At 65.5% G+C, this 14,440-nt stretch carries 11 protein-coding genes; 10 read left to right on the top strand and 1 reads right to left on the bottom strand.

The window, feature by feature from the left end; all coding sequences use genetic code 11:
- The first annotated feature begins 71 nt into the window (after positions 1–71).
- From AC13EK_RS20665 to AC13EK_RS20625, 9 genes are all read left to right on the top strand, one after another.
- A complete protein-coding gene (locus tag AC13EK_RS20665; protein WP_483022375.1) occupies positions 72–2,780 on the top strand; it encodes a TonB-dependent receptor in 2,709 nt (902 codons plus the stop codon).
- A 152-nt stretch (positions 2,781–2,932) separates the two neighbouring features.
- The gene (gene fucP, locus AC13EK_RS20660) at positions 2,933–4,114 is read left to right on the top strand and encodes an L-fucose:H+ symporter permease (RefSeq protein WP_234792390.1); all 1,182 of its coding nucleotides are present in this window, start codon (positions 2,933–2,935) and stop codon (positions 4,112–4,114) included.
- The gene (locus AC13EK_RS20655; RefSeq protein WP_069337396.1) at positions 4,111–4,935 is read left to right on the top strand and encodes an amidohydrolase family protein; all 825 of its coding nucleotides are present in this window, start codon (positions 4,111–4,113) and stop codon (positions 4,933–4,935) included. The genes fucP and AC13EK_RS20655 overlap by 4 nt, the downstream gene beginning before the upstream one ends.
- Entirely contained in the window at positions 4,932–5,915 is a 984-nt protein-coding gene (locus AC13EK_RS20650) for an aldo/keto reductase (protein ID WP_069337395.1), read from the top strand. Before AC13EK_RS20655 ends, AC13EK_RS20650 begins: the two co-directional genes overlap by 4 nt.
- Positions 5,908–6,216, top strand: coding sequence for a UxaA family hydrolase (locus tag AC13EK_RS20645; RefSeq protein ID WP_069337394.1), 309 nt, complete (start codon positions 5,908–5,910; stop codon positions 6,214–6,216). The genes AC13EK_RS20650 and AC13EK_RS20645 overlap by 8 nt, the downstream gene beginning before the upstream one ends.
- Positions 6,213–7,415, top strand: a complete 1,203-nt coding sequence (locus AC13EK_RS20640) for a UxaA family hydrolase (protein ID WP_069337393.1) — start codon at positions 6,213–6,215, stop codon at positions 7,413–7,415. Before AC13EK_RS20645 ends, AC13EK_RS20640 begins: the two co-directional genes overlap by 4 nt.
- Complete coding sequence (locus AC13EK_RS20635; protein WP_069337392.1) at positions 7,388–8,155, top strand: SDR family oxidoreductase; 768 nt, start codon at positions 7,388–7,390, stop codon at positions 8,153–8,155. The genes AC13EK_RS20640 and AC13EK_RS20635 overlap by 28 nt, the downstream gene beginning before the upstream one ends.
- Positions 8,155–8,499 carry an L-rhamnose mutarotase gene (locus AC13EK_RS20630; RefSeq protein ID WP_007712318.1) on the top strand — a complete coding sequence of 115 codons (345 nt, stop codon included), beginning with the start codon at positions 8,155–8,157 and terminating at the stop codon, positions 8,497–8,499. Before AC13EK_RS20635 ends, AC13EK_RS20630 begins: the two co-directional genes overlap by 1 nt.
- A gap of 13 nt (positions 8,500–8,512) precedes the next feature.
- Positions 8,513–10,132 (top strand): DUF5597 domain-containing protein, encoded by a 1,620-nt coding sequence (locus tag AC13EK_RS20625; protein WP_069337391.1) that lies wholly within the window; start codon positions 8,513–8,515, stop codon positions 10,130–10,132.
- A gap of 450 nt (positions 10,133–10,582) precedes the next feature.
- Here the strand turns inward: AC13EK_RS20625 and AC13EK_RS20620 are convergent, their stop codons facing one another.
- Positions 10,583–11,164 (bottom strand): gluconokinase, encoded by a 582-nt coding sequence (locus AC13EK_RS20620; RefSeq protein WP_069337387.1) that lies wholly within the window; start codon positions 11,162–11,164, stop codon positions 10,583–10,585.
- A gap of 154 nt (positions 11,165–11,318) precedes the next feature.
- On the opposite strand from AC13EK_RS20620, the gene AC13EK_RS20615 reads away from it, so the two are divergent.
- The gene (locus AC13EK_RS20615) at positions 11,319–14,342 is read left to right on the top strand and encodes a glycosyl hydrolase family 28-related protein (RefSeq protein WP_069337386.1); all 3,024 of its coding nucleotides are present in this window, start codon (positions 11,319–11,321) and stop codon (positions 14,340–14,342) included.
- Positions 14,343–14,440: the final 98 nt, after the last annotated feature.

Genomic DNA, 14,440 nt, shown 5'->3' with positions numbered 1-14,440 from the left:
TTTTGCCGCGGCATCGCGGCGCCGAATCGATCAGTGCTCCGACCAGGGGCCAGGGGAGAGGAAGGGACCAAATGTTCAAGAATTTTAACGTGCCGTCGCGTGCGGAATTGCTCGCCGGTATCTCGCTCGCCAGCGTCATGCTGGGGTGCAGCGTGCAGGCGTACGCCCAGGATGTGGCTGCGGAACAGTCGAGCGATGCTCCTGCGTCCGAAGATGGCATCGTTGTCACCGGTGTCCGCGCCAGCCTTTCCAGCGCCCAGTCGATCAAGCGCAACAGCGACGTGATCGTTGACTCGATCGTCGCCGAAGACATTGGCAAGCTGCCCGACCGGAACGTCGCCGAAGCGCTGCAGCGCATCACCGGCATCCAGGTCCAGCGTCAATATGGCGAAGGCAGCTCGGTCGCGATCCGCGGCCTGACCCAGGTCCGCACCGAACTCAACGGCCGCGACATCTTCACCGCCTCGGGCGCCAACCAGCTCAACCTGGAAGACATCCCGTCCGAACTGCTGTCGGGCATCGACGTCTACAAGAACCCGTCGGCCGACCTGATCGAGGATCAGCTGTCGGGCACGATCAACTTCCGCACCCGCAAGCCGTTCGACTTCGATGGCCTGAAGGTCGCCGCCACCGCGACCCAGAGCTATTTCGACCTGACCGACAAGTTCAAGCCCTCGGCCTCGCTGATGGTCAGCGACCGCTGGGACACCGGCATCGGTGAAATCGGCATCCTCGCCAGCGTCTCCTTCCAGAAGACCGCCTTCCGTCAGGACACGATCTCGACCGAGCCCTTCTACACGCTCGATCCGACCAACGCGACCGACGCCGAAGTGCTGGCGAGCCTGGGCCGCACCGGCCAGACCACGACCCTGCCGCATGGTACCGGTATCGGCGAAGTCTATGGCGATCGTCGCCGCCTCGGCACCGATGTCGCGCTCCAGTGGCGCCCCAGCGACACGCTGGAGCTGACCGCCGAAGTCTTCCGTTCGGACTACAAGTTCCGTTTCGACGACTATAGCTTCTTCGCCTACAGCTCGGGCAGCGCGATCATCCCGCAGCCCGGCGCGGCCTTCACCTATGCCGACAATGGCGATTTCGAGAGCGGCACCTTCATCGACGTGCCGGTCGGCAACAACACCAGCGCCCAGACCCGTCATTCGACCACGACGGACTATTCGCTGAACCTGAAGTGGAAGCCGGTCGACAATCTGACGATCACCGCCGACGGCCAGTATGTCGATGCCAAGACCAAGAATCTGCGCTCGATCTTCGGCCTGAACGGCGTTGCCGACACCCTCTATCAGGATATTTCGGGTTCGGTCCCGGTCGTGAACATCGGTTCGGGAACCGGCCTCACCAATCCGGCGACCTACACCAGCGCCTTCTATCTCGATAACCTCAATGAATCGAAGGCGTCGGACAAGACCGCACGCCTCGACGCCGAATATCGCTTCGATGCCGGCATCCTGTCGTCGATCAAGGCCGGCTTCCGCTATGCCGACCGCAAGAACCGCACGATCGACACCGGCTATCGCTATACCGGCCTGTCGGGCATCCCCAGCGAACTGGAAACGGTTGATCTGGGTGACTTCTTCCGTGGCGACGCCGACCTGTTCGGCAACATCATCGCCTTCAACCGCGGCATCATCCGCAACTATCAGAACACGCTCGACACGCTGGGCATCGCCAGCGCGCCGGCCTATACCCAGAGCGGCACCAACCAGCAGCGGCAGAAGACCTTCACCGGCTATGCCACCGCCTTCTTCAAGGCCGATCCGATCGACGGCAATATCGGCGTCCGCGTGGTCCGCACCAATCTCGACGTGTCGGGCTATTATCAGCAGACCCCGATCGTGCTGGACGAAAATGGCAATGAAGTCAGCGGCCCGACCGTGTTCAACCCGATCGCCGTGTCGCAGGATTATACCTCGGTCCTGCCGAGCCTGAACCTGCGCGTCCACCTGACCGACAATCTGCAGCTGCGTTTCGCCGCCGCGAAGAACATCTCGCGTCCGACCTTCACGCAGCTCAACCCCAGCCTGACGATCAGCGAACCGGGCGCCGCGCAGCAGGATCAGATTCACACGGTCAGCGGCGGCAATCCGTATCTGAAGCCGATGAAGTCGGACAATCTGGATGCGACGGTGGAATGGTATTTCTCGCGGACCGGCTCGCTGACCGCGGCGGCCTTCTACAAGAATATCAAGAACTACATCCAGACCGCCGTGTCCTATCGCGACGTCACCTTCGACAATGGCAACAGCTATGAATATGAAGTGACGTCCTACAACAATGTCGCCAAGGGCAAGGTGAAGGGCTTCGAACTCGCCTATCAGCAGTTCTTCGACTTCCTGCCCGGTCCGTTCGACGGCCTCGGCATGCAGGCGAACTTCACCTATGTGGACTCGCAGGCACCGTCGCCCGCCACCAGCGGCCCGGTCACCAACGTTCCGCTCGAACTGCTGTCGAAATATAATTACAACATCGTCGGCATCTACGAGAAGGGCGGCCTGTCGGCCCGCGTCGCCTATAACTGGCGCAGCAAATATGTCGTGACCACGGCGGGCAACGGCACCGGCAGCCTGCCGGTGTTCAACAAGCCCTTCGGTCAGCTCGACGCGTCGATCAGCTATAATGTGACGCCGCAGTTCGCGCTGGCGCTGGACGGCACCAACCTGACCAACACCCGTCGTGCGACCTATTTCGGCATCGACAGCCGCCCGCGTGACGTGGTGGTCAATGACCGTCGCATCAGCCTGACGGCCCGGATCACCTACTGATCCGCATGGGAGGCGTATAACCTCCCCCGACTGCGCAGGCCCGATCCCAACAGGGACGGGCCTGCCATGTTCGCCAATAGAGAGGATGGGTGATGCAGGCAGATGCCAGGGTAGACAGACAGGAAGATAGCGGCGCCACAAAGATGGCGGTCATGCTGACGATCGGCCTCTTCTTCCTCTGGGGCCTTGCCAATAATCTCAACGACGTGCTGATCGCCCATTTCCGGCACGCCTTCGCCCTTTCGGACTTCGCCTCGGGTCTGGTCCAGTCGGCCTTCTATCTGGGCTATTTCTGCTTCGCCATTCCCGCCGCGCTGACGGCGCAGCGCTTCGGCTACAAGGCGACGGTGATCCTGGGCCTGCTGCTGTTCGCGCTTGGGGCCTTGCTGTTCCTGCCGGCCTCCGCCGCGGTCAGCTATCCCTTCTTCCTGTTCGCCCTGTTCGTGATCGCCAGTGGCCTGGCTTTCCTCGAAACCGCCGCCAATCCGATGGTCGCGGTGCTGGGCGATGCCGCCGGCGCTGCCCGCCGCCTCAATCTCGCCCAGGCATTCAATCCGCTCGGCTCGATCACCGGCGTGGCGCTGGGCGCAACGCTGATCCTGTCCGATGCGCCGGCACAGGGCGCGGCTGCTGCCTCGGCCGTGCGCCTGCCCTATCTGCTGATCGCGCTGGTCGTGCTGGCCTGGGCGGCTTTGCTCGCGCGCACGCCTTTCCCGAAGGCGGCGGTGGAGGGCCATGCCGGCGCCACCTCGCCGCTGGCCGGCTATCGTCAGTTGCTGCGTCGTCCGCGCTATCTGGCCGGGGTCGCTGCCCAATTCTTCTATGTCGGCGCGCAGGTCGGCATCTGGAGCTATCTCATCCGCTATGCCCAGGCCGCGCTGCCGGGCATCACCGCCCAGCATGCCGCCTGGCTGCTGACCCTGTCGCTCGGCCTGTTCATGGCCGGCCGCTTTGCCGGTGCGGCGCTGCTCTCGCGCTTCGATGGCGCGCGGCTGATGCGGTTGTTCGCGCTCGTCAATCTCGGCCTCGCACTGGTCGGCTGCGTCTGGCTCGGCCTGCCCGGCGTCGTCGCGCTGGTGGCCGCCAGCTTCTTCATGTCGATCATGTATCCGACCATCTTCGTCCTCTCGCTCGACGGCCTCGGCCCGCTGACCAAGCCGGGCGCGTCGATGATCGTCATGGCCATCATTGGCGGCGCGGTGCTGACCGCGCTCATGGGGCTGATTTCCGACATGGCCGGCACGATCAACGCCGCAATGCTGGTGCCCGCGCTCTGCTTCCTGGTGGTCGCGGCCTATGCCCATCGCATGCGCGGCAAGGGCGGGGCGGCATGATCGACGCCCATGTCCATCTCTGGCAGCTCGGCCGCAACGATTGCACATGGCCCGGTGCCGACCTGCCGGCGATCCATCGCGACTATGGGCTGGATGATCTGCTCGCGCAGCTCGATGCCAACAAGGTCGACGCCGCGATCCTGGTGCAGAGCCAGGAATCGGAAGTCGACACCCATTGGTTGCTCGCGCTGGCGGCTGGGACGGATCGGATCGCCGGTGTCGTCGGCTGGATCGATCTTACAGGAGACGTCGCCGCCCGTGTCGCGGCGATGCAGGTCGCGGGCCCACTGGTCGGCATCCGCCCGATGATGCAGGGCCGCACGCCCGACTGTTTCGACGATCCGGAACTGGCACCCGGCTTCGCGGCATTGGCCCGGCATGGCCTGGTGCTCGACGCACTGGTGCGGCCGCAGCATCTCGTCTCGCTCGCCCGGCTGGCCCGGCGCCAGCCCGACCTCTCCATCATCATCGACCATGCTGCCAAGCCGCTCGTCGGCGACGCGATCCCGGCGGACTGGCGCGCCGCCATGGCCGATCTCGCCGCCTGCCCCAATGTCGCCTGCAAGCTGTCGGGCCTGCTGACAGAGCTGGCGCCGGGGGCAGGGGAGGGCGCCGCCGCTCCCTTCATCGCCGAACTGGTCCCCCTGTTCGGCCCGGATCGCCTGCTCTGGGGCAGCGACTGGCCGGTGCTGACCCTCGCGTCCGATTATGCCGCCTGGCTCGATCTCGCCCGCACATCGCTGCCGGTCACGGCCCATCGCGCCATCTTTGCCGACAATGCCGCGCGCCTCTATCGCGTCAGGCAGGGAGCCGCCGCATGATCGATTTCCCGACCCTGGGCATGGGCACCGCGCCCATCGGCAATCTCTATCGCGTCGTCAGCGATGCGGAGGCGCGCGCGACCCTCGACGCCGCCTTCGCCGCCGGCATCGCCTATTTCGACACCGCCCCCCATTATGGCTTTGGCCTTGCCGAACGGCGGCTGGGTGCGGCGCTTGCCGACCATGACCCACAGGGCAGGGCGCGCGTCTCGACCAAGGTCGGCCGCCTGCTGCGGCCCACCGATGCGCAGGGCGAACGTCATGGCTTCGTCGATGCCGACCCGTTCGAGCCGCATTTCGATTATGGCCATGATGCCGTGCTGCGCTCCTTCGAAAGCAGCCAGACGCGCCTGCGCCGCGACCGGATCGACCTGCTGCTCGCCCATGATATCGGCCGTCTGACCCATGGCGATGCGCATGATGATCATCTCGCCGCCTTTCTCGACGGCGGCTATCGGGCGATGCGCGACCTGCGGGACGCCGGCGCGATCGGCGCGATCGGCATCGGCGTCAACGAGGTCGCGATCTGCTACGAACTGCTCGATCGGGTGGAGCTGGACGCGATCCTGATCGCCGGCCGCTACACCCTGCTCGATCGCGGTGCGGAGGAACTGCTCGACCGCTGCGCCAGCGCCGATGTGCGGGTCATCGTCGGCGGCCCCTATAATAGCGGCATCCTCGCCCGCGATCTCAGCGGCCCGCTCCATTTCGACTATGCCGCCCCGGACGCGGCGATCCTCGCCCGCGCCCAGGCCATGGCGGCGCTCTGCCGCGATGCCAGCGTCGCGCTGCCCGCCGCCGCGCTGCAATTTCCGCTGCGCCACTCGCAGGTCATGGCCGTGATCCCCGGCCTGGTCGGCGCGGATCAGGTCCATGACACGATCGCCCGTCTGGGCGCCTCCATCCCCGACACGCTCTGGCCGGCGCTCGACGCCGCCGCCCGTGCCCATCCTCTTGCCAAGGCCCACAGCCATGCTTGAACATGACAGCCGCCTCATCCTGCTGCACCCCGACGACAATGTGCTGATCTGCGTCAGCGCGATCGAGGCGGGCGATATCCTTCCCGTCGTCGGTGGCACCATCCCCGCGCGCGAAGGCATCGCGATCGGCCACAAGATCGCCCGCGTGGCGCTGGCGCAGGGCGACAAGGTCATCAAATATGGCGCGCCGATCGGGTCGATGACCGCGCCGGTCGCGGCTGGCCAATGGGTCCATATGCACAATATGAAGAGCGATTATATCAGCAGCCACACCCGCACTGCGCTGGAGCAGGGCGCATGATCCAGGGCTGGCTCCGTTCCGACGGGCGCAAGGGCATCCGCAATGTCGTCGCCGTCGCCTATCTGGTCGAATGCGCGCACCATGTCGCGCGCCGCATCGTCGACAAGGCCGATGATCCCGATGTCCAGCTGATCGGCTTCCCCGGCTGCTATCCCAATGCCTATGCGGCCAAGGTGATGGAGGCGATCGCCACCCATCCCAATGTCGGCGGCCTCGTCATCGTCTCGCTCGGTTGCGAAAGCTTCAATCGTGAGAAATTGCGCGCCGTCGTGGAGGCCAGCGGCCGTCCGGCCGAACTGCTGGTGATTCAGGAAAAGGGCGGCACCGCCGCCACCATCGCCGCCGGTCTGGAAGCGGTCGATCGGGTGCGGGCGCAGATCGCGTCGGTCGAGCGCGTGCCGATGGGCGTTGAGGAACTGGTCGTCGCCACCATCTGCGGCGGGTCGGACGGCACCAGCGGCATCACCGCCAATCCGGCGGTCGGCCGCGCCTTCGACCGGCTGGTGGCGGAAGGGGCGGCCTGCATCTTCGAGGAGACGGGCGAACTGGTCGGCTGCGAGAAGATCATGGCCGACCGCGCTGCCACGCCCGAACTCGCCGCCGCGATCGAGGCCTGCGTGCAGAAGGCGGAGGCCTATTATACCGTCATGGGCTTTGGCAGCTTCGCGCCGGGCAATGCCGAAGGCGGCCTCACCACCCAGGAGGAAAAATCCATGGGCGCCTACAGCAAGTCGGGCAGCTCGCGGATCGACGGCATATTGAAGCCGGGCGATATTCCCCCGATGGGCGGCCTCTATCTGCTCGACGTCGTGCCCGACGGCGAGCCGCGCTTCGGCTTCCCCAACATCTCCGACAATGCCGAGATCGTCGAGCTGATCGCCTGCGGCGCGCATGTCACCTTGTTCACCACCGGGCGCGGATCGGTGGTCGGATCGGCGATCTCGCCGGTCATCAAGATCTGCGCCAATCCCGAAACCGGCCGCCGCCTGGCCGCCGACATGGACGTCAATGCCGGCCGCATCCTGGAGGGGGAAGCGACCCTCGATCAGGTCGGCCAGGAAATCTATGATGCCATCCTCGCCGTCGCGGCGGGCGAGCGCAGCCTTTCCGAACAACTGGGCCATCAGGAGTTTATTTTGACCTACAAGGCTTTCGATCCCATCGGTCCCGAATGTCTGCCGATGGTGGCGCGCGCATGAGCGCCCCGCAGAACGGCCGCCTCGCCGGCAAGACCGCGCTCATCACCGCCGCCGCTCGCGGCATCGGCCGGGCTTCGGTCGAGCGTTTCGTGGCGGAGGGGGCCCGCGTCTTCGCCACCGACCGCGATCTCGACGCGCTTGACGGGCTGGAGGGCTGCGAGCGCCTTGCTCTCGACGTCACTGACGGCGCTTCCGTGCGCGCACTGGCCGCGGAAATCGGCCCGATCGACATCCTCGCCAACATTGCCGGCGTCGTCCATGCCGGCAATATCCTGGAATGCAGCCAGTCCGACTGGGACTTTGCCGTCGCGCTCAACATGACCGCCCAATATCACACCATCTCGGCCTTCCTGCCGGGCATGGTGGAAAGGGGCGCGGGCGCGATCGTCAACATGTCCTCCATCGCCAGCTCGGTGAAGGGCATCCCCAACCGCTTCGCCTATGGCGCGACCAAGGCGGGCGTGATCGGCCTGACCAAGGCGGTCGCCGCCGATTTCGTCGGGCAGGGCATTCGCTGCAACTGCATCTGCCCCGGCACCGTCGACACGCCTTCACTGCAACAACGTCTGCACGATACCGGCGATTATGAAGCCGCCCAGACCGCCTTCGTCGCGCGCCAGCCGATGGGACGCCTGGGCAAGGCGGAGGAGATTGCCGGCCTGGTCCTCTATCTCGCCAGCGACGACGCCGCCTTCACCACCGGTGCGGTCCATGTGATCGACGGCGGCTGGGTGATGTGATGCGTCATGTGTTGCTGATCGACCTGGCCGACGATGCGGCCGCCATCGCCCAATATGAGGCATGGCATGCATCCGGCGCGCTGCCGCCGGCCATCGGCGCCAGCATCCGCGCTGCCGATGTCCGGGCGATGGACATCTATCGCAGCGGCAACCGGCTGGTCATGCTGATGGAGACCGGCCCGGATTTCGACCCGGCGGCCAAGGCGGCGGCCGACGCCGCCGATCCGGCGGTGCAGGCCTGGGAAGCGCAGATGGATGGCGTTCAGCGGCCATTGCCCTGGTCCGTTCCCGGCGCCAAATGGACCGCCGCCACCCGCATATTTTCCCTAGACGAACAGCCCTGAGAGACCCGATCTGATGCGCAATCTTCTTCCCCTGCTCACGGGCGCCATGCTGCTCGCAACCCCCGCGCTGGCCCAGAATGGCGGACAAGTGCCGCATATCGAAAGCAAGAATGGCCGCCACGCCCTGATCGTCGATGGCGCGCCCTTCCTGATGCTGGGTGGCCAGGTCAATAACAGCAGCAATTATGCCGCCCCGCTGAAACAGGTCTGGGACCGGCTCGACAGCATCCACGCCAATACGGTCGAAGTACCGGTTGCCTGGGAGCAGTTGGAGCCCAAGGAAGGCGAGTTCGACTATAGCTTCGTCCAGACCCTGCTCGACGAGGCGCGCGCCCATGACAAGCGCATCGTCCTCCTCTGGTTCGGCGCCTGGAAGAATACCGGCCTTGCCTATACCCCCGACTGGGTGAAGCTCGACAATCGCCGCTTCCCGCGCATGAAGACCGCCGATGGCAAGGATCATGGCGTGCTTTCGCCCCATGGCGCGGCCACGCTGGCGGCGGACAAGCGCGCGTTCCTCAAGCTCATGACCTATGTGCGCGATCATGATGCGCAGAATACGGTCATCATGGTGCAGCCCGAAAATGAGGTCGGCAGCTACCAGAATCCCCGCGACTTCAGCGCCACCGCGCAAAAGCTGTTCGACGGCCCGGTCCCGGCCGAACTCACCCGTGCGCTCAAGAAGCCGGCAGGCAACTGGAAGAGCGTGTTCGGCGACACCGCCGATCGCACTTTCAATACCTGGTACACCGCCCGCTATATCGAGGAACTGGCCAAGGCCGGCAAGGCGATCAAGCCGCTGCCCATGTATGTGAACGCCTCGCTGACCGATCCCTACAAGCCGGTCGATCCGATGAGCGTGTCGAGCGGCGGCCCGCAGGGCGACGTGATCGACATCTGGAAGGCTGCGGCCCCCTCGCTCGATCTCGCCGCGCCCGACATTTACGACCGGGGCAGCCGCAACGTCTTCAAGCATCTCGATCTCTACACCCGTCCCGACAATGCGCTGATGGTGCCCGAAATCGGCAATGCCGCCGAATATGCGCGCTATTTCTGGTCGGCGCTCGGGCGCGGGGCGATCGGCTTCGCGCCCTTCGGCATGGATGATGCCGACTATTTCAACTATCCGCTCGGCGCCAAGAGCTTCGACGATGCGACCATCCACGCCTTCGCCTCGAAATTCGGCGTGCTCGGCGCGGCGATGCGTCCCTGGGCCAAGATCGCCTTCGCCCACCCGACCTGGGGCGCGGCGCGGCCGGACGACGGCACGCCGCTCAGCACCACTATGGGCGACTGGACGGTGACGGCCAGCTTCGGCCAGTGGCAGTTCGGCCAGCGCGAATGGTTCCCCAATGCCGACACCCCGGCCTGGGACAAGGCGATGGTCGGCGGCATGGTCGTGGCCCAGCTTTCGGCCAATGAATTTCTCTTCACCGGCGACCATGTCCGCGTCCAGTTCGGCGCGCGCGAAGGCGCCCCGGCCAACGGCATGATCGTCAAGGTCGAGGAAGGCCATTTCGAAGGCGACAACTGGGTCTTCGACCGGATCTGGAATGGCGACCAGACCGATTATGGCCTCAACCTCATCGACAAGCCGGTCTGGCTCAAGGTGACGATGGGCCGCTATCGTTGAGCCGCACGCGACCCAATTCCTCCCCAAGCTTGCTTGGGGAGGGGGACCGCCGCAGGCGGTGGAGGGGCACAAGCCCAATAGCGCAGCACTAATAGGCTCCTGCCCCTCCGTCAGCGCTTCGCGCTGCCACCTCCCCGTTCCGGGGAGGAATGTCCGACATTGGTCGCCTGCGCTCGTCTGGCGGCGCTTTCCTATTCGGTCTTTCTCTGATCTATCCTGCCGGATGGAACAGGCCATTCTTCCGACATCACGCCTTTCGCCGGTTCGCTGTTCGGCGTCGCGCGCGCCGCCCGGCGCCGGTCCGACTGTCGCCTTGCTGTCGCTTCCCTGTTGCCTGACTGTCGCTTGGAAAGCGCGTCAGTGTAGCGCCACTGTCGCTTCGTCGGCGCGTAACAGGCGCATTGCGCCCATTTTCGGCCCGCCATTGCTGGCTATCGACACTATGAACTTTCAACTGTCGCGTCGGTGTGACCCTAGCCCAGCCAGGCCAGATCCCAGCCAGGTCAGGGCCCGGTCGCGCAGCTCGTTCGCGGGGACATTGGTGGTCAGGATCATCGCCCCTTCTTCGGGCAGCGGCGGCTCCAGCGTGGCGAGCTGGCTGTCGAGCAGGCTGGCGGGCATATAATGGCCCGGCCGGTTGCCCAGCCGCGCCAGCAGTTCCTCGCGGTCATTGTCGAGCAGTATGAAATGCACCGGCACGCCGATCGCTGCGCGCAGCCGGTCGCGATAGGTGCGCTTCAATGCCGAGCAGGCGGCGACCGCCACGCCCTGCGCCGCCACCGTATCGGCGATCGCCGCGCCCAACCGGTCGAGCCAGGGCCAGCGATCATCGTCGGTCAGCGCCTGCCCGCCGCGCATCTTCTCCACCGCCGCCGCCGAATGATAGCTGTCGCCCTCCAGGAACGGGCAGTCCAGCGCCTGCGCCAGCATCGCGCCCAGCGTCGACTTGCCACAGCCGCTGACCCCCATGACGATGACGGCGCGTCCCACGGCTTTGGGCGAAACGGGGGCAGGGTCGGCGGAAATCGGCAAGCGGGTGTCCTTGGTCGCTGGGGCAGGGGGATTGGCCTTCCCGCTATAAGGCCGCGCCACCCCACAGGAAAACTACGACCTTTGTCGCAAGTGCCAAGCCGCGACCGCTCCCCTAGCCATGCACCATCTATAAAAATGAGGATGGGAGGCGGACATGATCGGACGCAGCATGATCGCGGCTTTGCTGGCGGCAACAACCCTTGGGGCACCGGCCTTCGCCGCGACGACCTCGGTCTTCCCGGTCGCGCCGGCCGAGCCCCATGCGGTGACGGTGAAGGCCGTCGGCGATGGCCGTGCCGACGACAGCGCCGCCATCCAGCAGGCGCTCGACCAGGCCCGCGATACGACCGGCCATGGCATCGTCTTCCTGCCGTCGGGCACCTATCGCATCACCCGCTCGCTGATCGTGCCGGCGGGCGTGCGCGTCTATGGCGTCGGCCCGACCCGGCCGGTGCTGTTGCTCGGCGCCAACACGCCGGGCTTTCAGCAGGGCGTGTCGACCATGGTGATCTTCGCGGGCGGCGATCAATATCAGGTCGGCAAGGTGCCGGTCCCGGTGCCGACCGTCGTGCCCCGCGACAAAGTGGTTCGGGATGCCAATTCGGGCACCTTCTATTCGTCGATGAGCAATGTCGATATCGAGATCGGCGCGGGCAATCCGGCCGCGGCCGGCGTGCGCTTCCGCATGGCCCAGCATGCCTTCCTTAGCCATATGGAATTCCGTCTCGGCACCGCCTTTGCCGGCGTCTATCAGGCCGGCAACGTGATCGAGAATGTCCATTTTCAGGGCGGCCGATACGGCATCGTCACCGAAAAGACCTCGCCCGCCTGGCAGTTTACCCTGCTCGATTCGACATTCGACGGCCAGCGCGACGCGGCGATCCGCGAGCATGAGGTCGACCTCACCCTCGTCAATGTCGCGATCAAGAACACGCCGGTCGGGATCGAGATCGACCGCGGCTATAGCGACAGCCTCTGGGGCAAGGATGTCCGGTTCGAAAATGTGTCGAAGGCCGGGGTCGTCATCTCGAACGAGAAGAATGTCTTCACCCAGATCGGGTTTGACAATGCGCTGGCGGTCAACAGCCCGGTCTTCGCCCGCTTCCGCGACAGCGGCAGGACGGTCGACGGCAAGGGCAAGGCCTATAGGATCGCCAATTTCTCCTATGGCCTCGCCGTGCCCGCACTCGGCCACACGGGCGACTATGCCACCACCGCCGACATCCAGCCGCTCTCCGCCATGCCGGCGCCGCGTGCGTCCGCGATCCGCGACCTGCCGCCGATGGAGCAGTGGGTCAATGTCCGCACCCTGGGCGCGGTCGGCGACGGCAAGGCGGACGACACCGCCGCCCTGCAAAAGGCGATCGACGCCAATCGCATCCTCTATTTCCCGACCGGCTTCTACAAGGTGACGGACAGGCTGACCCTGCGCCCGGACAGCATCCTCATCGGCCTGCACCCTGCCATCACGCAGCTCTTCATTCCCGATAACAACCCCAATCATGCCGGCCTCGGCGCCGTCCTGCCGATCCTCGAAAGCCGCAAGGGCGGCGACAATATCCTCTCGGGCCTCGGCCTCTTCACCGGCCGGGTGAACCCGCGCGCCTCGGCCCTGCTCTGGCGGTCTGGCGAGCAGAGCCTGGTCGAGGACGTCAAGATCATGGGCGGCGGCGGCACGCCCACCGCCGACGGCAAGATGCTCGGCACGCTGCGCGTCAACACCGGCGATCCGGTCACCGACAGCCGGCTTGATGCCCAATATCCCAGCATCTGGGTGACGGACGGCGGCGGCGGCACCTTCGCCGACGTCTGGAGTCCCAACAGCTTCGCCCAGGCGGGCTTCTACATCACCGACACCGACACGCCCGGTCATGTCTATGAAATGTCGGTCGAACATCATGCCCGCAATGAATTCGTGCTCGATAACGTCCATAATTGGGAGTTCCTGGCGCCCCAGACCGAGCAGGAGGTCGATGACGGCCCCGACGCCATCTCGCTCGACATCCGCAACTCCAGCAACCTGCTGTTCGCCAATTATCATGGCTATCGCGTGACCCGTACCTATGCGCCGGAAAAGAGCGCGGTGAAGATCACCAATTCGGGTAATATCCGCTTCCGCAACGTCCATGTGAATGGCGAGAGCGGCTATGCCACCTGCGACGATGAAGGCTGCGGCACCTTCCTGCGCGCCAGCAAATATCCGTTCGACAATGCGATCGAGGATGTCAGCCGCAAGCTGCTGGTGCGCGAACGCGAGTTCGCTGCTCTGGATATCGGCCCGGCCGGTAGCGCGGTCCCGGCGGTCGCACCGTCCGGCACGAAGGTCGAGAAGCTGGAGGATGGCTTCTGGTCCATCTCCGGCGCGGCAGTCGATGCACAGGGGGCGCTCTATTTCATCGATCGCCGCTTCCAGCGCATCCACCGTTGGAGCGAGGGCAAGGGGCTGGAAATCGTCCGCGACCATGCGCTCGATCCGGTCAATCTCGCCATCGACGCTTCGGGTCATGTCATGGTCCTGTCCTCGCTCGGCGCGAAGGGCGGCGCCTATTCTTTCGACCCGGCTGGCCCCAAGGACGCGCTGACGCTGATCCAGCCGACTCCGGTGCGCAGCACTGGCGCGGGCAAGACGCTGCTGCCGGTCAACTGGTGGAATAATGGCGAGTTTCGCGACCAGCTCGACCCCAAGACCTACGAGTTCACGACGCTGGCTGAGATGTTCGCCCGCGATGCCGGCACGCCCAAGGCGCGCGAATATGTCTCGCCCGATGGCAGCCTGTCCTTGCCCGCCTTCCGCGTCTGGCAGCAGGGGCCGATCGATCATACCGGCTGGCGCTGGTCCGATGGCCTCAACGCCAATGGCTTCGTCTCCGGCAAGATCGGGGATCGGCTGTTCGTCACCAACGGGTCGGAGAATATCACCTATAGCGGCACGGTGGGGCCGGGCGGCACGCTGACCGGCCTCAAACCCTTCGCCAATCGCGGTGGCGAGAGCGTCGCGGTGGACGGGCAGGGCAGGGTGTTCGTCGCCAATGGCCAGATCTTCGTCTACGGCGCGGACGGCAAGGAAGCTGGCCGCGTCGACGTGCCCGACCGGCCGCTCCAGATCCTGTTCGGCGGCCCCGACAAGCGCACGCTTTTCATCCTGACGCACCACGCGCTTTACGCCGCAAAGCCCTGAAAATCCGCCGTTCCGGCGCATCTACGACCTATGTCGTAAGTGCGGTGGCGACCGCTCGGGATTAATACTCACACAATAGCCCGCCATGGGCGCGCCGA

This window comes from Sphingobium sp. L-44 (genome assembly GCF_056859495.1).
Note: the sequence above shows the minus strand (reverse complement) of the source record. Positions and strands in the feature narration are given on the sequence as shown.